A 22,997-nucleotide genomic window follows, 5' to 3' on the forward strand; every position below is an offset into this window, starting at 1 on the left:
TCGCTGGCATATTAACATCAGCTTCCGGAGAGCCGGCGCGCATAAGCGTCATTTAGCCAAATACAAGTTGTTTGCTAAATCTATCCTAAAGCCGCCGTCGGCTTGTCAAGCGCCCGAGCCTTTCCCGGATTTTCCGTCCGCAGGAGGATGACCGGGGGGCATTCCGCCGTGCGGATTCGCCATTCCCCCGCCGCCGTGCGGGTCAGGCATTCCGCCGCCGCCGTGAGCGGACATCGGTCCGCCGCCGTGCGGATTCGGTTTCGGCGGCTCGGACTTTGCGTACTCCTCGATTGCGCCTTCCAAATCAGGGGACAGGATTTTGACCTCTGCCGCCAACAACGCTTCGTCAATGAACTTGTCGAATTTCACAAGCCGCTTTTGCATCAACTCCCGCTCGATGAATTCCTCTTCACTGCCAGCGGGAAGAAACGCGGGCTTGCCGGCGTCTCTTGACGCCTCGTATTCCTTCATCAATTGAGCGAACTGAAGCTTAAGCGCGGCCTCGTCCACGGTGACGTCGGCGCCGACCTTTTCGATCAAGGCGACTTTATTCAAGTCGCTTTTTTTCCACTTTTTAAATTCCTCGATCGAGCCTATTCCATGAGCCATTCCCATGCTCCCGAGGGCAGCCAAAAGCTCCTCCTCGCCGCCGAATTTGCCGATAATCTGCTTAACTTCAGCATCTACTTGTTCGTCCGTTGATTCAACGCCAAGTTTTTTGGCCTGGACGTCTATGACTACGCCCACGACCATCTTGGCGAACTGCTCGCGGCGGGTTTGAACTTTCATTTCTTCGGTCACGGTCATCCCGGCGTTGGCCAGGTCATTCAGCTCGCGTTCGGTTCTCGCATCCAATTCGCCGGAAAGGATTTGAATTCCTTCTACCACCGCGACGGGCTTGCCCTTTTGCTTGCTGACCGCACCTGTTCCTCCACGGAGCATTGAGTCAGGACTTGTCGCCGATTCGTTTTTTCCGGCCGGATACAACAGGTACGCGACAAACGCCACCGCCACAACCGCAACTATGGCGAATACCAAGGACTTGCTTTTTTTCATTTCGCCTCCATTCCGGGGATTTGCATTCCGCAATCCGGACTGTTGCCGCTGGAATACAGATTGGCCGTTCGCCCGGCTAAGTCGAAAGCAAAAGGCTTAATTCCCCAATCTAGCCCTCCGGCTGCTTTTCATCGGCGGCCTCGGTATCTCCGCCGGCTTCCGAGTCCGCCTTGGCCGATTCGTCCGCGGATTCGCCTTCCGATTGTTGCTTGTCCGAATCGGAATCCTCGGCAGCCGCGGGCGGCGGCGGCGGCGGCGTTTCCTCTTCTCCGGTATAACGCGTCCAGTTGAATTTCAAATTTTGGAAAGGACCCATCAGCTTGATCTTGCCCTTGTACTCGAGGACGATTTCCTTGATCACGGTCTGGCCTTCCGTACTGGCACGCTCGTCGAAAAGCATATTCCTCGCGGTTTCCTTGACGTCTTCGAAAGTCAGCTTTTCGGTCTCTTCCTGGGTCAGCCTCGCGTTGGCGCCATGCTTTTGAATAACCATCTGGTGCTGCGTATCGAAGTAATCCCGCAAATCCTCGTCTGAAATTACAATCCTGTCCCTGAGCAGCTTCTCCATCGCGAAGCTGATTGTCATTTGCCTTTTTACGTCCTCTTCGGTTTGCCCCATCATCTTGAGCTGTTGTTCAAATTCCTCCGGAGTTCCGAATCGCGCTTTAAGCTTCTTTAGCCCTTCATCGTAATCCTCCTGAGTAAGCGCTTTATGCTCTCTTGCAAGCTTGTCCTTGAGCATATACTCGAAAACCTTCTGCTGCACTGCATCCCTGAAGCCTTGGTCTTCCACCAGGTCTCCAATCTTGAGCTGGCTATCCCCCACGATAGCAACAAGCTCCGGATTGCTTCCGGTGAGGCCGGACGAGCCGCCGGTTGACGGGCCGTTGCAAGAAGCGATAGCAGCAGCCGAAATGAAAATCGTCAAAATCAAAATCTTGCGATACACGCGGTTCCTCTCAAAACTGAAATGAACATAAATCATATCACAGGCCCAAGTTCCAATTCCACCAAGTCTGGAATTGCGGGAGGCATCCTTGTTTATGCCATATAATCCACACGTGCGCAAAGTGCTTTTGTTCGGCTACTTCGGCGAAGACAATTACGGAGACGACTTGTTGCTCTGGTCGGCCGCCCTCGGTTTGGCAAAGCATATCGAAACCGGAAAAGCCGAATTGTCCGTGCTTTCCACAAAGCCATATCCAAAGTTTCCGGTTCCGGCGACATTCATACCGCGGCTCAAGCTTTCCGAGGTCAATAAAGCCGTACGGCAGTCGGATATTGTATGCGCCCCCGGAGGAGGATTGTTGCAGGATTCCACCAGCCTGAAAAGCCTCTTATACTATTTGAACATCGTCAGGCTGGCGCAATTGCTGGGAAAGCCCGTGCTTTTGCTGGCGCAGGGGATAGGCCCGATTAAAAGCCAAATCGGGAGGCTCGCGTGTTCGCGCATTTTGCGGCGCGCTTATCGGATATCGGTAAGGGATGAAGCCAGCAAAGAATTGCTTGCATCCTTGTTGGGTCCGAAAGCCAAAATCGAGGTTACCGCGGATTTCGCCTTCTCGCTCGGCTCCGCGCTCCGCCCCGATGAAAGAGGTCAAATCGCACGCGGCGCCAAACAAGAACCGGTGATACTTGTCTGCCCGAGGGAAACAGGCAATCCGGAAATCCAACTGACGCAGCTATCCACGGCGTTGATTTACGCGGGAAACTTATTCGAAACCGGGAAGCCGATATACCGGTTTTTCGCCATGCACAAGGGACGTGATTCCGAGCTTTGCAGAAAGCTGATAAGCCGGGTCGGCGGGGAAATGATAACCGCTGAAACAGATAATCCGCTTTCCGCGTTCGCCGCATTTGACGGAGCCGCAGCGGTGCTTTCCTTCCGACTCCATGGATGCGTGGTTTCCGCTCTAAGAGCAAAGCCGTTTGTTGCGATCAGCTACGATCCCAAGGTGGAATCCTTCGCCAATTCATTCAACAAACAGTGCTTTCAAAGCGATGGCTTTGATCCTAAAGCGGTCGGCAGGGCGATCGCCGACTCCGCGAATTCGATTTCAACCGAATACGGCGGCTCCGCGCTTGAAAATGCAATCACTGCATCGAAATCGGATACGCGTGCGCTGGTTGAAATGCTCGACTAACCTCGATTCCGTCATCGCAATTGCATACTTGTTTTATTTTTGGCTTTTGATATCCAATTCACAAGCCGGATATTTGACGCCCAAACAAGAGCCTGATTGACGTTCAACGCAGGCAAGGATAAGATTAATTGAGACTGAGTCTCAATAAGCTCGGAGCCGAAATGTTCTTTTCTGGTCGAAACCGTTGCAGGCACGCCCGAATCAGAGGCTGCAAACACGCGGATGCCCGCCTTGGCGCGCTGTTACCGGGGAGTGAATCCTCTGACTTTCCGTTGGAAGGGACAACCGATTTAACCGGTGGGGAGCTGCCGATCAATATTTTCGCCCCCCTCGCGGCGGTTTCCGAGGGCGTATCGGTCGTAATCAAGGACGTCAAAGGGCCGCCGGGCATCGCGTTAAGACTTGCCGCATTCGGTCTGATGCCGGGAAAAAAGGTGAAAATGCTCAGAAACTCCCCGGGTAACGGCCCGCTGTTGCTGGAAATAGACAATACGAGATTAGGCCTGGCCAAATCCATCTGCATGAATGTCTTGACCAGCGCGTTGGATGGCCGGAGTACTTTTGAGCCCAACGAAGCGGCGGAAATGCGGGGGGAGATGGCTGTCTAGTTTCCGCCGACATGCACGTTTTCGGAAAAACCGGAAGTGAGTTGACGATCGCTATTGCGGGCGCCCCGAACACCGGCAAATCCACCGTATTCAACGAACTTACAGGCTCGCACCAGAGCATTGGCAATTTTCCGGGGGTGACGGTCGAGGCGCGCGCCGGAAGGCTGAAAGTTTGCGGAAAATCCGCGATTGCCATAGACCTGCCGGGAACCTACAGCCTGACCGCATTCAGCCAGGAAGAGCTGGTTGCACGCAAATTCCTGCTCGACACGGCTCCCGATCTTGTTGTTGACATTCTCGATGCGGGCAATTTGGATCGCAATCTGTTTTTGACCGTCCAGTTGATGGAACTCGGCGTCCCGCTTGTAATTTGCCTGAATATGATGGATCGAGCCGAAGCGGACGGAATCAGGATAGATTGCGATCTGATGTCCAGACTTCTCGGCGTACCCGTGGTGCCTACGTCGGCCCGCAATGGAAAGGGACTGCGCGAGCTTCAATCCGTGATTTCGGAGCACGCGGGCAAAATCGAGCAGCGGGCCATCAAGATTGATTACGGGCGGCACGCGAACGCCGAAATCGAAACGATTGCGGAAACGCTGGCCGGCGATCCCGCGTTTTCGGGGCCGCGCGCGCGCTGGGCCGCCGTCAAGTTGCTGGAAGGCGACCGCGAAGTTGAGCTTGCTGTAAAGCATCATGCGAATTCAAAGGCCGTCCTTTCGGCGCTTGAGGAATCGCGGAAAAGGCTTCGAGTGGCGCTGGGTGAAGGATATGAAGTCACGCTCGCTCAACGCAGATACGGCTTTATAAGCGGCATTGTCCGCCAAGTATTGAAAAAGGTAAGGCGGGACGTCAAATCCCTTTCGGACAGGCTCGACAATTTCCTTACACATCCGATTGCGGGGATTCCGATTTTCCTTGCGGTTATGTGGGCGCTTTTCACCGGCGTGTTCGTCGCGGCCGAGCCGTTCGTCGGATGGATCGAAACGGCATTCGGCTGGCTTTCGGGCGCGCTTGCGGGACGATTCGGCGGAGGGCTTTTGGAATCGCTAGCCGTGGACGGAGTCATCGGAGGCGTCGGAGCCGTCCTCGTTTTTGTTCCAAATATCTTCTTCCTTTTCGCGGGTATCGCCCTGCTGGAAGACAGCGGCTACTTGGCGCGTGCGGCGTTCATAATGGAGCGCATAATGTCCCGCATCGGCCTGCCCGGAAAGGCGTTCGTGCCCATAATTATGGGCTTCGGATGCAACGTGCCCGCGATCATGGCGACGCGTGTGCTTGAAGACAGGCGGGACAGGCTGATTTCAATTCTTGTAATTCCCCTCGTTACCTGCAGCGCAAGGTTGCCCGTTTATCTGCTTTTGATCGGGGCGTTCTTTCCGGCGAAAATTGCGGGCGGTATACTGTGGTCGATTTATATCGCGAGCGCGATTTTCACGCTGGGTCTTGCGAAGTTGATTCGCACCCTTTTGTTTAAGGGCGCCACCAGCCCGATGATCCTGGAGCTGCCGCCTTATCTTGCACCCACCTTGCGCGGCGTCGTGACGCATGCGTGGATGAATACCAGGCATTACATCAAAAAGGCGTTCACATTCATTCTCGTGGGTGCCGTCTTGGTTTGGTACGCGATGAACTTCCCCGTCACCGTGACAAAAAGCGAGACGGAAGCAGGCGCGGCTGCGATCGCGGCCATGTACGATGCCCGCATCGCGTCGGCGGCGGAAACCGAAGTAGCATCGCTTGAAGCGGCCCGCGACGCGGAAATCGCCGCGCTCGAAACAAATAACGCGCACGTGAACCTGAACAACAGCATTGCCGGGAAGATCGGGCACTGGCTTGAACCAGCCCTTTCCCCGCTCGGTTTCGACTGGCGGATTGGAATCGCCTTGATCGGCGGAGTTCTCGCCAAGGAAATCGTCGTATCTACAATGGGCGTGATTTTCAACGTTGCGGATAATGGCAAGGGGGGGGAAGGGCTACGTTCGGCTCTTCGAGAAGCGACGCTGCCCTCCGGCGCCAAGGCGTACACTCCGCTTTCAATGCTGTCGCTCGTTCTTTTCGTGCTGCTGTACATTCCCTGCGTGGCCACGCTTGCAGTTCAACGGAAGGAACTGTCAAGCGGAAAGTGGTTTCTTTTCGCCGCGACATACACCACAGTTCTTGCTTACGGAGTCAGCCTCGCGTTTTATCAGGGCGGAAAGCTTCTTGGATTTAACTGATGATTGAAGCCCATTGAGACCTTGAAATCATGTTTTTTGAGAATGCCATTCTGGGTGTTGTGCTTTTCGCCGCTATAGTGGCTGCGGGAAGGCTTTTCGTTGCAACTCATCTGAAATCCGGCTGCGGGGGCGGAAGCGGATGCTGTTGCGACAAAGGCAGCGCCTTTGCGGGCTTCTTGGACGAAGAGCGCAAAAAACGCTCCAAAAAGGAAATTGGTCGCTGATCCTGCCTGGCCGCAGCGGGATAATCCCCCCGGACTATCACGGCTGATTTTCCAATAGCGCTCGCATAAAAAAAAAGCCCCGGCCGTAACCGGGGCTTGCTGTCAATTCACTTTATCCGGATCAGCTGATCGGAATCGTAAACGGCTGGGATATGACCCCCGAGTTGATCAGATCGGTTGCTTTGCCGTCCACAAGCGCGTTGGACCAAATGTAAAACGACCATGTTCCTGGGGTTTTCGCCACCGGCCTTCCGAGGTTGTCAACCGGCTTCCAGCTGTTCAAGTCGAAGGAAATCGAAAGGTTGGATATTATCACCGGTTCAACGATGAACGGCGGCTGCCCCGGCATCGAAATGATCAGGCTGGTTTTCCGCGGCGCGACGTCGCCCGGCCAGTCAATCTTGTCGACGACTTCCGTATCGAAAGTGTAAAAGGTTATTTCATCAACAACGGAAGGTGAAGGCGGATCGGAATTCCACAAACGAGGCCCAACCGCGAGCTGCACGGAATTAACGCTCTTGGTACCCATATCCAGGCGCTCCACCCGAACATTGCCCGTCATGTTGGCGTTGATTTCGGAAACGGAGAAGTTGATGATGTTGTCGCTCCAAGTGTAACCGCCCGAAAGAACCAGGTTGCCGTAATAAAATGTTCCAAGCTGGTCGCGGCGCTCAATCTCGACGCGCCCTTCAATTGCGCCGAAATTGAATCCCTTGAGCGTGATGGTGTCGCCCAGATGGGCAATGCGCTTGCCGAGATTCGGCTGGCCCAGCCTTTCGATGCCGCCGTAATTCAGCGGAGGATCGAACGAAGGCTCGTTGTTGGGTACGTTGGTGACAGCCATGTTGGAAATCACGGTATCCTGAGAGCCTCCGATCTGGAGCGGATGCCCGACGAAAAGCGAAACTTTCTTGCTTGATGTGTGCGTTATTTTAACCGTAGGCGTGCATTCTTTGAATCCGCCCGCGGGAATACCCGAAGCGCTGAAAGCATGAGCGGTTTGTGCCCCGGTACCCGTTCCGCCGTCGCCGAAATTCCATTCATAGGTGTACGCCGAAGGCTCGCCTGCGACCACAAAAGCATCGAAAGTAATGGGCACACCCGCTATGGCAGCGTAAACCGTTGTCGGAATGGATTCGTTCATCTGCGAGACAGGATCGAAGAATTTGTAGCTGGCTTTCAATCCGCCTTCGAATGCATTCTTTACCGAAATCGACCGCTGGGGGGAAGTCCTGCCGTCGGAAGTGGTAAGCCTTACGCTTCCCGGCTTGAAGCTGCCGTCCGGATTGACGGACACTTTCAGCGTATGGGGCATTATGAAAGTAACTTGCGAATTCGACCAAAAGTAATTGGCGTCGCTGCCATCGAACTGCGACGCGGCAATCGTCGCCGAATCGCCCATTGATATATCGATTTTGCCGGGCTGGTATCCGAAGTGCTGCCCGAACAGCGTTACCTTGTCGCCGAGAATCACTTTGACGGGAGAAACGCCCGTTATCTCCGGGTCGGCGACGACCACAAATATCACCGGATCCATAGGCGCGTCATCGAACGGTCCGGGAGGATACGAAATCTCGTTTACCACGATTTTGAATTCTCCCGTTTCGGCACCGTCCGGCACGTTGACTTTGACAAGAGTGTTCGACCATGAAACGACCGGTGCGCGCTTGCCGTCGAACGTCACATAACTGGCGCCGATTTGGTTGCCGAAGTTTTTGCCATAGATGGATATGGTTTCCCCGACGGAAGCAGACATGGGCGAGATGCTGGCAAGCTCTACGTACCTTGCGGTCGACGGCTGCTCCTCGACGGTGAACGTAAATCCGGTGTTGGATGATTTGCCGCCCACTTCGACCACCACCGGCTGCGGTCCCAGCGGAGCGTCGATCGGCACCGCGACTTCTATGTTCGAGTTGCTCCAAAGCTCCTCGAATTCGCCGCTAATCGGATCGAACTTTGTCACCACGTCGCACAGCGCGCCGCCGATTCGCACCGTGGAAGAGCCCCGGTTTTCTCCGAAATTCTCCCCGGTGATCAAAACGACGGTGTAGGGATCGCCTTGCAGGGTGTTGCCGCGCGGCCCGGAAGATGGAGAAATGGCGGTTATTCTGGGATCTCCTTCGGCGGGAAGCGGGTCGGTACCGCCGGTTACCGTGAACTTCGCGTTGTTGCCCGCGTAGCTTTGCTTTCCGCCTTTCGTAACCACTATCAAGCCCGTGCGCGCATCCGTCGGAATCGTTACCGTAATGGAGGTGTCGCTCCACATCGGTTTGCCGTCGGTTCCGGTTTTAACCTGGAGCGTTACACCGTTGAAAGTTACGACCGACGTGCCCTTCTCGGCGCCGAAATTGCTTCCCTGAACAATCACCTCCGTCCCGCCGGGGCCGGAGTTGGGAACCAGCCGGAATATGCTGGGCCGGCTGGGATCCACAACGCCCCCGTCGTCAGGCGGAGGGGTTACGCCGCCGTTGCCATCGCCTCCGTTGCATCCCAACAAAAGCAAAAACGCGCCGGCCAGCAGGGTAAGAAACCAAATCAAGTTTAAACGAGTTGAAGCCTTCATGACAGGCAGTCGCCTCCCGGTGACTAATCCCAAAAGCGGGACTAATATACGCAATTATCAACAAAAACTCAAGAGCGCAGCCGCGCGCGCGGCCGACCGCTTTCATTATACCCATTTTGGCCGACTTAACAATCGCCGGAGTTTAATTCGTGTGCAATCGCTACCGCACTCCTACTGCCATACGAGCATATACATCCGGCTCGCCCGGCGGGCGTGTTTTGAACCTTTTGTGAATCCATAGCCACTGCTCCGGATGTTCCCGAACCAGCTTCTCGTACGCCAAATTCACTCTTCGGGTCACTTCCCGCAGCCGCTCCTCGTGAGATAGAGAGGGATTGGGCGATGCCGCATCCGCCAAAACATCTCCGGTTTCCACAGGCCGCCCGACTTCGAAAACCAGCTTGCCGGGCGAAATCCGCCAAGCAACGATAGGCACTAGCGGACTTCCGAATTTGAGATGCAAGGCAGCCGGACCCGCAACGTTGCTGGCCTCGATCCCGCAAAACGGAGCGAATATCCCTGTTTTCCCTCCGTTTTGATCCGCCAAAAGCCCCAGCACGCAGTTGTTTTTGAGCGCCCTGACTATGTTCGGATTCAGTTTGGCGCCGCTGAAGATATTCACGATACCGTGCCTTTCCCGCCACGGAAAAGCCAGATTCGTGAAATAAGGATCCCGCTGCTCCTTGCCAACCGCGTACATCGGCAGGCCGCTCAAGGCTATGTACGCCCCGGAAAGCTCCCAGTTTCCAAGGTGCATTCCGAGTCCGATTAATCCCTTGCCATCCTCCAAAAGCCGTCGAAGCTCGGCGATGCCACCGCCCCGTTCCTCGACGATCATTTCTTTTACACGTTCGCCCGGATACTTTCCCATCCGGATGAACTCGATCATGGTGTACGCCAGATTCACAAGGGAAGCACGGACGATCCTTGCCCTCTCGGCGCCGCTTTCGGTGCCCAATACGAGCGCTACGTTTGCCTTCCCGATTCGCACATGGCCCGCCAAAACAGCTCCGGCCAGCGCTGCGACGCCTCTCGCAAAGGCATAAGCCGCCCGCTCCGGCACCAGACACACAAGAAATATCGCCAAGCGGGCCAATATTCTTAAAAACCAGTTTCGGATACGGTAGCGCAGGGGTACGCTCACTCGAAAATTCTAACATGGCAAGGTTTCGTATCGCAGACGGCTTAACTGCTGCAATAGGCGGTTTCCAAGAGCCACTGGCAGTGTATCAGCCGGTGAGATTCCATGTCGACGCGCGCCACTTTTCAAACGACTCCGGCTTTGCTACAATATTAAGTTCGTATCGCTGTCGGCTTCGCTGCCGAGGCGGGCGCACGAACACAGTTCGGAGACTTTAATGCAAGATCGAATTAAAAACTGGGTGATTATCGGCGTTGTGCTTCTGCTTGCGCTCGCACAGCCTATTTACCGCAACTACAAACAGCTTCCGATACTCAACCTTGGACTTGATTTGCAGGGCGGAGCCGACGTGCTTTTGCAGGCCCAGCCGACCGAAGGCGCCGTTACCGATGAGCAGATGGTGGGGGCGATGGAAGTCATCAGAAACCGCGTCGATCCGCAGGGGATCAAAGAGATCAATCTCAACCGCGTAGGCGACGACCGGATCAGCCTTCAAGTACCGGGCGAGGACGATCCCGACAAGCTCAACAAGCTTATCGGCCAGACGGCTCTGCTCGAATTTGTATTGACCGGAGTCGAATCTTTTGAAAACGGCACCGACCTTTCTGAGGACATAGCAAGCGGCAAGTACAACGTCGTGCTGACCGGGGACGATTTGAAGCAGGCCGATATGGCGTGGAATTCGGGCAAGCCGATTATCGCGTTCGAATTCAAAAAGGAAGCCGCGGATACTTTCGGCCGCATTTCCTCGGAGAACGTCGGCAAGCATATGGCGATCCTTCTGGACAAAAAGGTCATTTCGAATCCCGTTTTTCGCTCGGCGATCTGGGGCGGCAGCGGAATAATCGAAGGCAATTTCACGGTGGACGACGCCGACCTGCTTGCGCGCCAGCTTGACGCCGGCCGCCTTCCCGTTCCCGTCGTTATCCTTCAGAACAGGATCGTTGGGCCGACGCTAGGCCGGGAATCGCTTGAAGCAAGCAAAATCGCCGGTGCGTTCGGTTTCCTTGTGATACTCATTTTTATGGCCATTCTGTACAGGCTGCCCGGGCTAATCAGCGACGTCACGCTGCTGCTTTATGTCGTTCTCGTACTCGGTTACCTTTCGCTGTTCGACGCGACGCTTACGCTGCCCGGCATCGCGGGATTCCTGCTGTCCATCGGTATGGCCATCGACGCGAACATCCTAATTTTCGAGCGGCTGAAAGAAGAGCTTGCGTGGGGCAAAACGCTTTCGGCCGCGGTCGAGGCGGCCTTCGCGCGAGCTTGGGTGGCCATATTCGACGCAAACCTGACCACAATCCTGGCTGCAGTCGTCCTTTACATTTACGGCAGCGGCCCAATCAAGGGATTTGCTGTGACGCTTACTCTGGGAATCCTCATTTCGTTCTTCAGCGCGGTGTTCGTCACCCGGTTTTTCCTTACACAAATTTCTGTCAGCGTTCGCAACCCGAAGCTGTATGCGTGAGTTGAAAATGATCAAACAAGCACCGGCGCTCTCGCCGGACACGGAGCACTGTTGTGATTGAAAGAGACCCGCTTAAAATCAAGCCCATTCCGTTCGTCCAATTTTCGGCACTGTGGATCGCGATAAGCCTCGTCGTCATCGGCATAGGCGTCGCCGGAATGGTGATGAACAAGAACAACCCCCACATCAACGCGCCCTTCAATTACGGAATCGATTACACGGGCGGCGATTTGATCGCCGGAACAGTCGGCAAGGACGTCACCTCCAAGGAAATTTTCGACATCGCGTCCAAGTACTCCTCGGTAGAGCCCGTAGTCCAGGTTGTCCAGGAAGGCGGTCTGTCGCGTTCCATCGAGATTCGAACCCGCATAAAATTCGATCCGACCGCCACTCCGGAGCAGCAAAACACCCAGCGCGAAGACAACCTCGTCAAAATGAAAGAGGAACTGAAGGAGAAGTTCGAAGGCTTCGAGCTGAAAAGCCAGGATTACGTGGGCCCGACCGTCGGCAAGGAGTTGATAAACAAAGCCATCGTTGCGCTCGCCATAGGAAGCGCGCTGATATTGATTTACATCTTCTTCCGGTTCGGCAACTTCCTGTTCGCGATCTCTGCAATCCTGGCGCTGCTTCACGACGTGATGATAACGCTCGGGGGCGCCGCGCTGATGAAGCTTGAAATCAGCCAGAGTTTCATCGCGGTCATCCTCACCATCATCGGATACTCCATCAACGACACGATTATTATTTACGACCGAATACGCGAAAACATGAAAAAGTACCCGACGCTCGAATTCAATCAGCTATGCAACCTCTCCCTCACGCAAACGCTGACGCGTAGCATCAACACCGTTGTTACGGTCGTGATAATGCTTCTTGGTCTGATCTTTTTCGGCGGCGAATCGATCCGCGATTTCGCTGTCGCGATGCTCATCGGTATCGTCAGCGGGGCGTACAGCTCCATCTTCATCGCGACGCCTCTCATCATAATGTTTAGAGGAAAGGAAGAAGCCCGCACGGCCAAATCCGTCGCTGCGGCGGAATTTTCCTCATCGCCCGCGCCCGCCGACCGCAAAACCAAGCCCGCTCGTCCCGCCGCGGCGGCAGCCGCGGTGTCGAAAGCCGAATCTATAGAGCCGGAATTCGGCGACGAAGTCCAGGATGAACAAATAAAAGGAACCGCCGCGGAAGACGAAGCCGCGCGTGAACGCAAGCGCGCCAAAAAGGGCAAGGCGCGCCGCCGTTAACGGTGGCCGCATGGAATGTGAGAAGCCAAAATCCGGAGTCAGCCGCGCGCGTTTCTGCGGACTTCGGACTGCCAATCGCGATATCCCGCGCGCTTCTGTCGAGAAATCTCGCCCATCCCGATGAAATAGCTTTGTATTTGGACCCGCCGCGGGAATTGATTGATATCCGCGGACTGCTGCCCAATCTCGAGGAGGCCGCGTCGCGCGTGCTTTCGGCGCTGGATGCGCGCACTCCGATACTTGTGTACGGCGATTACGACGTTGACGGGATAGCAGCGTCCACCGTCCTTTTCGGAGCGCTCAAAACGCTAGCGGCGAAGTCTAACGTTTACCTTCCGTCCAGATTCGGGGAAGGCTACGGTCTTTCCGTCGCCGCATTGGAGCGGGCAAAGAATGCCGGCTACGGAATGGTCGTAACCGTGGACTGCGGCATAGGCTCGATCGCGGAGGTCGAGGCCGCGCGCGCCATGGGTTTGGATATCGTAATCACCGACCACCACACTCTTGGCGATACGCTTCCTGATACCGTCATAGTTAATCCGCTTCTGCGGGAAAACGCGACGAGCGGCGGCGAATCCACCGCGGCAAATCCCTGCGGCGCCGCAGTTGCGCTCGGACTCGCCGGGGAGCTTTTTTGGAAGCGCGGCCGCGATCGCGGCGAGGCCGCGAACCGTTGGCTTGAAATCGTCGCGCTCGCGACGATCGCGGATTCGATGGCGCTGATTGGTGTGAACCGCGCTATCGTCAGGCACGGCATTGATCAAATGTGGGACACGACCAATCCGGGGCTGCGCGCCCTGTTGGAAGCGACCGGAGTGGGAACGGGCGCTGCGCCCACCGCGGAGCAGCTTGCTTTCGGCGTCATTCCCGCGCTGAACGCGTGCGGCAGAATGCTCTCTCCGCGGCTCGCATTTTCGCTTTTCGAAGCGAAGTCCGCCGACGAAGCGCGCCAAATCGCCCATCAAATCAAAGGGCTGAATTCGGAACGCCAGCTGGTTCAGGAGCGCGTTTTCGAAGAAGCCGCTCGCATGGCTTCTGAAGACCGCGGCGCGCCCGCTCATGTGCTTTTCTGCGAGCACTGGCACGCCGGGGTGCTTGGAATAGTCGCGGCGCAAATCGCGGAAACCTTCGGAAAACCCGCGGTCGTGCTCTCTTGCGCGCATGGCGAGGACGGAGGCATCCGCGGCAGCGCGCGCGCGCCCGCGGGCTGGGACCTGCGCGCCGCGCTGGAGGCCTCCGCCGCGCACCTGGACAAGTTCGGAGGGCATCCTTCGGCCGCCGGGATTTCGCTGTCGCCTGATTCGCTCGAAGCCTTCAGGGAAGCGTTTTGCGGCGCGATTGCGGCGGCGCAGCAAATTGCGGGCAACGGAGAATTGCAGATTGACGCCGAAGCATCCGCGGCCGAAATGGCGGCCGTCGATCTTGACAGCCTGCTGCGATTGGAGCCGACGGGCGAAGGCAATCCCGCGCCCGTTTTCGCACTCCGGCAATGCATGATCGAAGCCCCGCGCGCGATCGGACGAAACGGCACGACGCTGGTTTGCAACATCGAACAAGGAGGCACCAGGTTCAAGGCAGTGGGATTCAGAATGAGCCACATCGCCGCGCGCTTCAAGGAAGGCGCGCCCTACGACATAGCGGTCGCGCTCAAGCCGGACTTCTACGGCGGCGTACGCTCGGTGCGCTGCCAACTTCTGGACGCGGTTCCTTCTTCGCGCTAGCCGTCCGCATGCCCTATACTGCGCGGGTCATGTCCGAAGCGCTCAAGACAATCTGGGAAGCCGTAATCGGCCTTGAAATCCACGTGCAGATAGCGACTGCCGCAAAGCAGTTCTGCTCCTGCCCCGCGATCTTCACAAACGATCCCGCGGACGCGAACAAGTATGTATGTCCCGTCTGCCTCGGGCATCCCGGCACTCTTCCCGTATTGAACAGGAAAAGCGTGGAGCTTGCGCTGCGGCTGGCCGCGGCCGCGCGCGCTCGCGTCGCGCCCAAAAACGTATTCGCCCGAAAGAACTATTTTTATCCCGACCTCCCCAAGGGATATCAGATCAGCCAATACGAAATACCGCTGGCATCCGGCGGTGCGCTGGCTTACTTCCATCGTGAATCGCGCAAGTCGCCTTGGGAGACGCGCGAAGCGCGGCTTGTGCGGATGCACCTGGAGGAGGACACTGGCAAGTCGTTCCACCTGCCCGACGGCTCCACGCTCGTGGACTTCAACCGCTCGGGAGTCCCGCTTCTCGAAATCGTCACCGAGCCGTGCTTCCGCACGCCGGACGAGGCTGTGTCATTCCTTGAAGAGCTGCGCCTGACGCTCGTATATCTCGGCGTCAGCGGTGCGAACATGGAGCTTGGCCAGATGCGGTGCGAGCCGAACGTCAGCGTTCGTCCGGCGGGCACGGACGAGCTTAGGGCGAAAGTGGAGCTAAAAAATCTTAATTCATTCGCCACGTTAAAAAAGGCGGTGGAATTCGAAATCGCGCGCCAGGCCGCAGAATGGGAGCGCGGAGGCCGCGTACTGGCCCAAACCATGCGCTGGGACGAGGGAGCGCGCGCGACGGTCGCGATGCGAACGAAGGAAACCGCGGACGACTATCGCTATTTCGACGAGCCGGATCTGCCGCCGCTTTCTGTGACGGATGCGATGCTGAATGAAGCCGCCGCGTTCGCGGAGCGCACCGCGTACGCGATTCGAAAAAAGCTCGCGGTGCGCGACGGCTTGTCGGATTACGACGCGGCCAACATCGCGGGAAATCCCTCGAACCTGGAATGGTATGAGGCGCTGGCCGCAAAAGTGTCCGACGCGAAGCTCGTCGCGAACTGGGTGCTGGGCGAAATCAGCCGGTGGAGAACCGAGCTGGGAGACCGTTTTATTGCCGATCGCGGCGAAACGGCGGCGCTGCTTGGCGCACTGGCGGCCGGGAAAATAAACAACGCGCAGGCCAAACTGATTTTCGAAAAAATGGCCGCGGAAGGCGCATCGGCCGAGTCGTTGATCTCATCCGCCGGCATAGCGGCGGAGTCCGCCGGAGAAAACGCGTTGACCGCGGCCGTGAGCGAAGCCATCGCCGAAAATCCGCGTCCGGTCGCCGATTACAAATCCGGAAAGACGAACGCGATAATGGTTCTCGTCGGCCAAGTTATGAAGAAAACGAAGGGAGCGGCTGACGCCGCGAAGGTTCGGGAATTGCTTGAAAAAGAGCTGTCAAGCCCGCAATAAGAATTGCGTACCGCGGGCAAATATCCTTTTCACAGCGAGGCGGCGGGGTTGTCTGTTGCGGATTTTGCTTCCGAATGCGGAAAGCAGTTGCGAAAGCAGCGTCAGTTTGGGTAAGATTTGTCCGGCGGCGCCTGAAGAGCGTACCCGGCGACATTCGGAATCATTTCTGGTAATTGCCGGGCCTGGTGGTAAGGCCCAAGGGGAAGGGGCAGGCGCCGCTTTTTCGCGTCCGGAGCGAGGCGCGTAAGGGGCATCCATTATCGCCCCGTCGGCGAGCGAATCTCAACAATTCAGCTTCCGCAAGTCTGCGGCCGCTTTTTGCGTCCAGGCGATGCCGGATGCGCCCCAAAGAAACCCACATAACTTTCGCCGTAAATTTCGATTTAGGAAACGCAAAAAAAAATCCCCCCGGATCGCTCCGGGGGGAAGTTCAAATCTTCAAAATCCGCTCAAGCCGACACTATCCTGCCGAGTAATTGGCAACCGAGAACGGAATCGCAAAGGGGGCTGCGGGATTGGGCACCCAGGATTGCGGAGTGACGCCGTAATTCCAAATCGCCACGCCGACATACCAGCGGCCGTTGTCCAGAATGAACGGGTTGATTTCCGTCAGCGGGAATACAATCCAGCCGGAATCGTTTTCAGTGAACTGCGCGCCGGGCTCGCCGATGCCGGGCAGGTCGCCCGGATCCATATGCGGGCCGGAAGTAATCGCGTAGGGCTTGAAAGTGGATATGCCGGCGTTGGGAGACGGGCTGTAATTCAACCCGCCGAGGATGCGCTGAACCGGGTTGCCGGGCAAGCCGCCTTCCTCGTTGAAGAGCTGGACCGAAGTATCGTGATAGTCGAGCGTAGTGCTGTCAAATTCGACATCGGGCTGAATAAAGTCGGCCACGATGAACAGCGCCGGATCCTGCTTCTGCGCCCAATCGAACGTAACACCGAACGCATCCGGGTACTCGATGAAGGGCCAAGGCGAATCCTTGACGTTGTCGCGGTCATGGTCGAACACGATGTCAGCGTCCGCGATCGCGTGGATCACCGGCGGATCGCCGCTGGGCGGTGCGGGATTGGCCTGCTTGACGAACGTCGCGCCGCCGACCGGGAAGCCGCCGCCGCCGGCCGCGAACACCGCGATGTAATAGGTGTCAACAGGCAGCTGTGTGGTGTCGATGACGAGCCTGTTCCACGTACGGGCGCTCCAGTCCGTGCAGAATATCAGGCCGGGGTTGTCCTGCTGCTCCGCAAGCTGGGTGGTCGCCACCCAGGCAGCCTGATTGTGAACGAAGGAGCCGCCGGGACCCGTAAATGGATCTTCGGTGTAGATGCGCGCATGCGGCTCGGGCGGAGGAGCTTCGGGATCGAGAGGATCGCCGATCCACGGGAAGAAATAGCCGCACTTGTTGCCCTCGGAGTCAAACTCCTCGCGTACCCAGGTCTGGTTGTAGCGGGAAGCGTCGAGCTGCTGGTCAACGATGTTCGGGTATTTTTGGACGCGCGGATTCTCGGGGAAGACCACGATGCGGTGTACGCCCTGATTGCCTTCGCTGTCCACGACCACCGGATAGATGCGCAGCGGAATCGGGGTTACGCCCAGGTTGGTCGTGACCAGGTGTAGGTCCGTGGGCGCTGTGCCGTCCACCGGCGGGTGGTTGATGCTCGAAAGATGTCCCAGCGTATTGCCGGCGCGGAAACGCCATGCGCCCCAGCCGACGGATGCGGGAACCTTGAATACGATTACCTGCTCGGTTCCGAATTCCGCGTTGGGCTGGTCCACAACCACGAATTCGCCGAGGTCGAGATCGAATTCATCCACACCTTCGACGAGGCTGACCTCGGTCGGACTGGTGGGAGGATTCGGATCATCCGGCGGCCAGAACGACAACGCCGGAATCAATGTGAACGTGTAGTTGTCGGTGCCGCCGACGCCCTCGTTCATGTTGCAGAAAATGCGGACAAGCTGGGTGTTGTAGTCAATGAAATCAACTTCGGTGGGCGTGACATCCGCAAGGTAAGGCGCGTTGGGATCGGCGCCCACGTTGATGGTGAGATTCATCGTCTCGCCGCCGGGGCCGCCGATGTTTGCAGATACTTCCACGGTGAACGGATCGTCCGCTCCCGCGGTCGCGGATGTGGACGGGCCGGGGCTGACAGAGAACGGGAAGTCCTGAAGCGGAGCATCAGGATGACCGGAAGTAACGACGGAAGTCCACGTGACATTGTTCCAAACCGCTCTCCAGAGCGGATCGCTCGGGAACATCTCCGCGGGGGGCAGATACTGGCTCTGTTCCGGGTCGTACACCGAAACATCGCCGCTTACGAGGTTGAAGTCGTAAGTCTCATTCGCGATGAAGTCGAGATTGCCGAGCGGATCTCCGTTTGCGTCCAGAAGATCGCCATCGGGATTCAGATGCGCGGTGATCGTATCGGGAAGCAGCGGGTTGTCAATCGTCACCGTGAAGCCGAGGAGTAACGGCGGATTTTGAGTGCCGCCGCCGCCGGGCACTTCGATGGCCGAGCTTTCAGCTGGGGACTCGCCTTCGCCGTCCACGCCGCGAACGAAGAACCAGTACGACTCGCCTTCCGGAGCGAAATTCTGGATGTCGTAAACATACGTTCCGAAACCCTCGGCGTTAAGCGATGCGCCGGGATCAGCGGTGGCCCTATCCACGGATCCGTCCAACGTCGGGTTGGACTTGTCGTCGGAAAGGCTGTAATAAACGTTGTAACCGGTGACGGTCTGAAGGTAATTCAAAGCGATCGGCGTAATGTCGGAAACGCCGACTTCATCGCTTTGGTCATAGTCGAAAATCGTGGATTCCGGCGTAGACGAAGGAACTTCCAAGAAGTTAATGGCGATCGGCGTAAGGTCGGAGATGCCGACTTCGCCGCTCCTGTCGCCGTCGCCCACCAGGACTTCGCGCCATCTCAACTTGACGATGTCCTGCGGGACCGCGGCAACCTGATCGTTTACGTCCAATCCCTCGATTTGAACGTCGCTCTCACGCGGCAGGAAAGCTTCGACCCTGCCGATGCTTACTTCCCTGTAAGGCGACTTTTCAAACGTGACCGTGACGATCGTGCCGGAACCGGAAACGGGCTCCTTCTGATCGTAATGAATGGGAACAACGCCAAGACCGACGTTGCCGGCCACGGTTGTAATGCCGGCCGTCAAAAGCTCTTCCGTGCCGAAGAATTCACCGAAATCAACGGACACGGGATTGAATTTTGCCGGGTCGTAAATCAACTCGAAGAGGGCGTAAGGCAGATCGCGTGCGCCGTCGGCCGCGACATTGACCTTTACCTCTCCCGAGCCAAGTTCCTCACTGGATAGCGAAAATGATTCCTTATCCAAACCTCCGCGAGGAATCAGCGTAAAGCCATCCTCCGTAATCCCTTCCTGCGTGGAGGAGCCGTCTGCGAGGTTAGCCCCGCCGGCGATCATCCTGCTCTTTGTACCTCCCCCGCAGGCGACCAGGGCAACAAGGAGGAGGGCCAAGAGCAAGACATTTAGTAATCTCGGGTTCATGCTCAATCCTCTCCCTTAAAAGTATTGGTCGCTCTTCCGCGCGCATCCAAGCGGATACGGCGGAACAACAACGAATTACCAACGTACAACCCTCGACGCCAACGGCGATGAGGGGAAGCGAAGGGGGAGCGAACTCCCCCTTCGCGGTTTAATGCCTAATTACGCACCGCCCGTGTTGGGATAACCGGGCTTGCCGAGGGTCGCCCACTGGTACTGCGCAGTGGAGAGATCCGAATAGTACGTGCGGTTCGACTCATTCGAAAGCGAGAAGTTGACTCCCGTTCCGCCGCTGGCGAAAGTCAGCGTAAGGATGCCGATGCAGCCCATCGCGGAAGCACCGCTGGCTTCGAACGTGTTGCCGCCCCAGTTCATTCCGAGGTCCACGAACGTCGTAAATCCGGTGTACGCCGAAGTGGGGGTCGGGATGATCGGCGGGGGCAGGAACGCGCCGCTGTGGTTCTTCCAATAATTGCCGCCGGGGGTGGCATCAGTCGGGGTCGCGAACGTGCCGGCCGAAGGCGCCGCGCTGCAGAGCAGACGGATGGAGTTGATGTTCGCAAGCGGATTGGCGTTCTGGTTGATGTAGAAGTTCAGAACGACCTGGGTGTCCGTCGCGGAAGCAACGACGAAGAACAGGCTGTCGGTAACCGCGCCTTCGAACGGATCGAACGCATAGTCGATCGAAACCGTGTCGCTGACGTCGGCGTTGACACCGTCATTGATGGTGAGCGTGACTACGGCTGTTCCGGTCTCGCCGGCCGGCGGAACGAAGGTGGCCGTTGCACCGGTGTTGTCTGCTGTACCGGGCGTAACGCTTCCCACGTCGGAGCTCCATTCGACGGAGATGTCGTCTCCATCGTCATCGTGGAAGACCGCGGTGATGTCGTAACCGCTTGCCGTCAGGCTATCAATAACCGGCGCGACATTGGGGATAACCTCAATGAGCAGCGTAAAGCTGGCATCCTTGGAAAGGCTGGTGCCTTCCGCGGTTTCGGTAACGGTGACGGTTCCCGAATATGCCGTCGTGCTTGGCGGGCCGACAAGCGTGACAACCGCCGAAGCCGTGGTGCCGCCCGAAGTAACGGTGGCCCACGTTCCAAAATTCCAGGAATAGCTGAGAACTCCGCCGCCGGTCGCTGTGGCCGCGACGGTGAAAGTCACGCTATCGCCGGGATAATACGGGCCCGTGGCGGGATTGATCGTGACGCCCGTGACCTCCGGGCCGTCCCATCCTCCGCCAAGGAATACGCGGCCGTTCTTGGTCGCGCAGGACGCGAGCAAGAGCAGGACCAGAGCCCATGCGATCGCAAAGAAAACCAGATTCCTTCTCACAACATTCCTCCTTAAGCAAATGGTCTTGCGGATGACTACACACTAAAGCGTAAAGCAATTATAGCCAGTAATTCAGCCAAAAGCAAGCGCCCTACGGCGATCGGCACATACCGGCCTTTTTTCCCTTAAGGCATTCCCGCCCCAACCGCGGCAAACCGAAACCAAAAGGCAACGGCCACCGAAGCAAAGAAGATACTAACAGATTCCCCGTCAAGCTTCAACCCCTGGTACGACGCCAAAGGTGGCGGCGGCATTATAGCGCAAATTTGTCAATTCAACCACCCCGCCGCCCGGCGCCATTCAAACAAATGCTCCAACACGTAATCCGGATGCAGCCGCCGCCGGTAGCGGAACAATTCCTGCCCCGCGGTCAGCACCTGCCCGTGGCCTTCCAGCTCGCTGCGATACTGGAATCCCCAGTCGGGCGCGACTCCGAACCGCAGATCGGCGGGCGGGCCGTCGTCGTACAACGGAAGCGGTACGTAAAACGTAACGCCGCCCTCGATATTCGGATTGCCGGCGTCGTACGCGAAGAACGTGACCTCCACCGGGCCGAAATAGCGCGTGGCTTCCACGCGCGCTCCCTTGTCCTCGAACTGGAACTGCCCCGCAACGATTCGGGCGGTCAGGTCGTAGTCCGGGAACCGCTTTTCGAACTTGCCCAGCGCCTGCATGAATTCCGCATCCGTGGTCTCGTCGCGCGTCCACGCTATGTTTCCGCCAAGAACAGCGTCGAAGCTGTCAATGTCCGCTTCGGCTTCAAGCTGCGCGCCGGTAAGGTCAATTCCGAAAATCCCCGCCTTTGCGAGCACGCTCACTCCGCCGGGGCGTCCGCCCCATCCGAGCCAGACGCGCTCCGTGTTGAAATCGTCAACCTCGCTCAAGTTGTTGTTGATGACGTAGCTGAAACGGCCGCGCGCGGAGAAGCCGTATCCGATTTCGAACTCCGGATCGATGAACGCGGATACGCGCTGGCGGAACGGCCCCAGCGCGCGCCCGAAGTCGATGTCCAGCCCTGGGCGCAAAAAGATGTCGGCCTTGCCCCCGCTGCGGTTCTCGGTGCGCACACCCGCAGGGATTGGCGCTTCCCTGTGCCTGTTTACGGTCACCTGCGCGCGGAACGACGCTTCGTCAATCTCGCCGCGCGCGAACGCAAGAATCGCATCCGGCGGCGCGACGAAATCCAAGTGAGGCATTCCGTCTATCTGCGCGACCACGCGCACGCGCTCCGCTTCCCGCGGCGCGTGCATCGCGGAAAGGATGCCGACCGCGGCCAGCGCGCGTTCCTCCAGCAGGAACCGCCGGTTCTCGTAATAGACGACCAGCTCGCCGTCTTGCAGGAAAGCTCGCACATTTTCGAATCCTTCGTCCGCGAGCGCCTCGGCGAGAATCCGCGGATCGGCCTGACTGCTTCCGGATTCCAGCCGCGCAATCGGACGCTTCGGTTCGGTTGGCTTTCTGCGCTCGTACTCGGTCAGGTCGAAGCGCGCTGTGATTCCAGCGCCGAATTCTTCGCCGCCCAGGCTCGAAACGGAAAGCGACAGCCAGTCCCACGGCGAATAGCGCAACCCCGCGTTCCAGTCTTCGGTGTCGTACTCGCCCAAAAGATGCAACCGTGGCGCGGGCTCCCAGTCCACTCCCCCGAATACGCCGTCGAAGTTGTCGCTGCCCGCACCCAGCGTAACCTTGAGCGTATCGAAAAACGTCTTGTCCACCGCGCCGTAAAACGACTTTTGGTATTGGGATTCGCCTCCCAGATCGGTTACGCCAGCGGCGAACGAAAATCCGTTGTAATCCGCGACGGGCTGAATCTTTGCGCTTACCGTTCTGTCCTTCGCGTCGCCGTATCCGGGAATAATCGGCTCGGTGTAATCCGGAAAGCGCGCCATCCTGCCCGTCAACTCCAGGTGAGGCAGGAAACCGATGTTGACGAAATGATTCCACTGCTCCTCGCCGATGAACGTGTCCGAGCCGCGGTTGTATTCGTTCGCCCCGAATCCAAAATAGACCCAGCCGTCCGGCGAAACCTGCGCGTCGGGAATGTTAATGAGTCCTGTAACACCTTCCAGATTGGGCTCCGAAAACGCCGCCGCGGCGCATAAGTTAATAATGAAAAGGATCGATGTTGCGGAAAGGATGCGCGCCCCCGTCCCGGAGGACGTGCGGCCTTCGGTTTTCGTCAATGTTTTCTCCGGCAAACCCAATGGCGGATTGAGTCTAACATATTCATGCAACGCGTGCGGTGG

General features: G+C 57.5%; 15 protein-coding genes. 8 read left to right on the forward strand and 7 right to left on the reverse strand.

All coding sequences use genetic code 11. The features are described 5' to 3' along the window. Window positions 1-105 precede the first annotated feature (105 nt). A complete protein-coding gene (locus HRF49_05815; GenBank protein ID MEP0814166.1) occupies window positions 106-1,056 on the reverse strand; it encodes a SurA N-terminal domain-containing protein in 951 nt (316 codons plus the stop codon). 109 nt (window positions 1,057-1,165) lie between these two features. Then, the gene (locus HRF49_05820; GenBank protein MEP0814167.1) at window positions 1,166-2,005 is read right to left on the reverse strand and encodes a hypothetical protein; all 840 of its coding nucleotides are present in this window, start codon (window positions 2,003-2,005) and stop codon (window positions 1,166-1,168) included. Window positions 2,006-2,099: 94 nt separating this feature from the next. Between HRF49_05820 and csaB the strand changes: the two genes are divergently transcribed. From csaB to HRF49_05840, 4 genes are all read left to right on the forward strand, one after another. Continuing rightward, window positions 2,100-3,200 (forward strand): polysaccharide pyruvyl transferase CsaB, encoded by a 1,101-nt coding sequence (csaB, locus tag HRF49_05825; protein MEP0814168.1) that lies wholly within the window; start codon window positions 2,100-2,102, stop codon window positions 3,198-3,200. Between the two features lie 272 nt (window positions 3,201-3,472). Beyond that, the gene (locus HRF49_05830; protein MEP0814169.1) at window positions 3,473-3,808 is read left to right on the forward strand and encodes a FeoA domain-containing protein; all 336 of its coding nucleotides are present in this window, start codon (window positions 3,473-3,475) and stop codon (window positions 3,806-3,808) included. 41 nt (window positions 3,809-3,849) lie between these two features. Further along, window positions 3,850-6,027 (forward strand): ferrous iron transport protein B, encoded by a 2,178-nt coding sequence (feoB, locus tag HRF49_05835; protein MEP0814170.1) that lies wholly within the window; start codon window positions 3,850-3,852, stop codon window positions 6,025-6,027. A 29-nt stretch (window positions 6,028-6,056) separates the two neighbouring features. Beyond that, complete coding sequence (locus HRF49_05840; GenBank protein MEP0814171.1) at window positions 6,057-6,251, forward strand: hypothetical protein; 195 nt, start codon at window positions 6,057-6,059, stop codon at window positions 6,249-6,251. Window positions 6,252-6,372: 121 nt separating this feature from the next. Here HRF49_05840 and HRF49_05845 read toward each other — a convergent pair whose 3' ends face one another. Further along, entirely contained in the window at window positions 6,373-8,814 is a 2,442-nt protein-coding gene (locus HRF49_05845) for an IPT/TIG domain-containing protein (GenBank protein ID MEP0814172.1), read from the reverse strand. Window positions 8,815-8,974: 160 nt separating this feature from the next. Next, on the reverse strand, window positions 8,975-9,958 hold the full coding sequence (locus HRF49_05850) for a hypothetical protein (protein ID MEP0814173.1): 984 nt from the start codon (window positions 9,956-9,958) through the stop codon (window positions 8,975-8,977). Window positions 9,959-10,172: 214 nt separating this feature from the next. Here HRF49_05850 and secD point away from each other — a divergent pair, with 214 nt between their 5' ends. The 4 genes from secD to gatB are packed head-to-tail and all read left to right on the forward strand — an operon-like array spanning window position 10,173 to window position 15,890. Further along, window positions 10,173-11,423, forward strand: coding sequence for a protein translocase subunit SecD (gene secD / locus HRF49_05855; protein MEP0814174.1), 1,251 nt, complete (start codon window positions 10,173-10,175; stop codon window positions 11,421-11,423). Between the two features lie 53 nt (window positions 11,424-11,476). Continuing rightward, on the forward strand, window positions 11,477-12,667 hold the full coding sequence (secF, locus tag HRF49_05860; GenBank protein MEP0814175.1) for a protein translocase subunit SecF: 1,191 nt from the start codon (window positions 11,477-11,479) through the stop codon (window positions 12,665-12,667). Between the two features lie 17 nt (window positions 12,668-12,684). Beyond that, on the forward strand, window positions 12,685-14,388 hold the full coding sequence (gene recJ / locus HRF49_05865; protein ID MEP0814176.1) for a single-stranded-DNA-specific exonuclease RecJ: 1,704 nt from the start codon (window positions 12,685-12,687) through the stop codon (window positions 14,386-14,388). A 29-nt stretch (window positions 14,389-14,417) separates the two neighbouring features. After that, complete coding sequence (gene gatB / locus HRF49_05870) at window positions 14,418-15,890, forward strand: Asp-tRNA(Asn)/Glu-tRNA(Gln) amidotransferase subunit GatB (GenBank protein ID MEP0814177.1); 1,473 nt, start codon at window positions 14,418-14,420, stop codon at window positions 15,888-15,890. Window positions 15,891-16,350: 460 nt separating this feature from the next. Here the strand turns inward: gatB and HRF49_05875 are convergent, their stop codons facing one another. From HRF49_05875 to HRF49_05885, 3 genes are all read right to left on the reverse strand, one after another. Beyond that, window positions 16,351-19,335 carry a hypothetical protein gene (locus HRF49_05875; GenBank protein ID MEP0814178.1) on the reverse strand — a complete coding sequence of 995 codons (2,985 nt, stop codon included), beginning with the start codon at window positions 19,333-19,335 and terminating at the stop codon, window positions 16,351-16,353. Between the two features lie 243 nt (window positions 19,336-19,578). Further along, entirely contained in the window at window positions 19,579-20,751 is a 1,173-nt protein-coding gene (locus tag HRF49_05880) for a hypothetical protein (GenBank protein ID MEP0814179.1), read from the reverse strand. A gap of 269 nt (window positions 20,752-21,020) precedes the next feature. Then, window positions 21,021-22,934: a YjbH domain-containing protein gene (locus HRF49_05885; protein MEP0814180.1), complete on the reverse strand. Its 1,914-nt coding sequence runs from the start codon at window positions 22,932-22,934 to the stop codon at window positions 21,021-21,023. Window positions 22,935-22,997: the final 63 nt, after the last annotated feature.

The sequence above is a fragment of the bacterium genome, assembly GCA_039961635.1.
Lineage (GTDB): Bacteria > 4484-113 > 4484-113 > JAGGVC01 > JAGGVC01 > JABRWB01.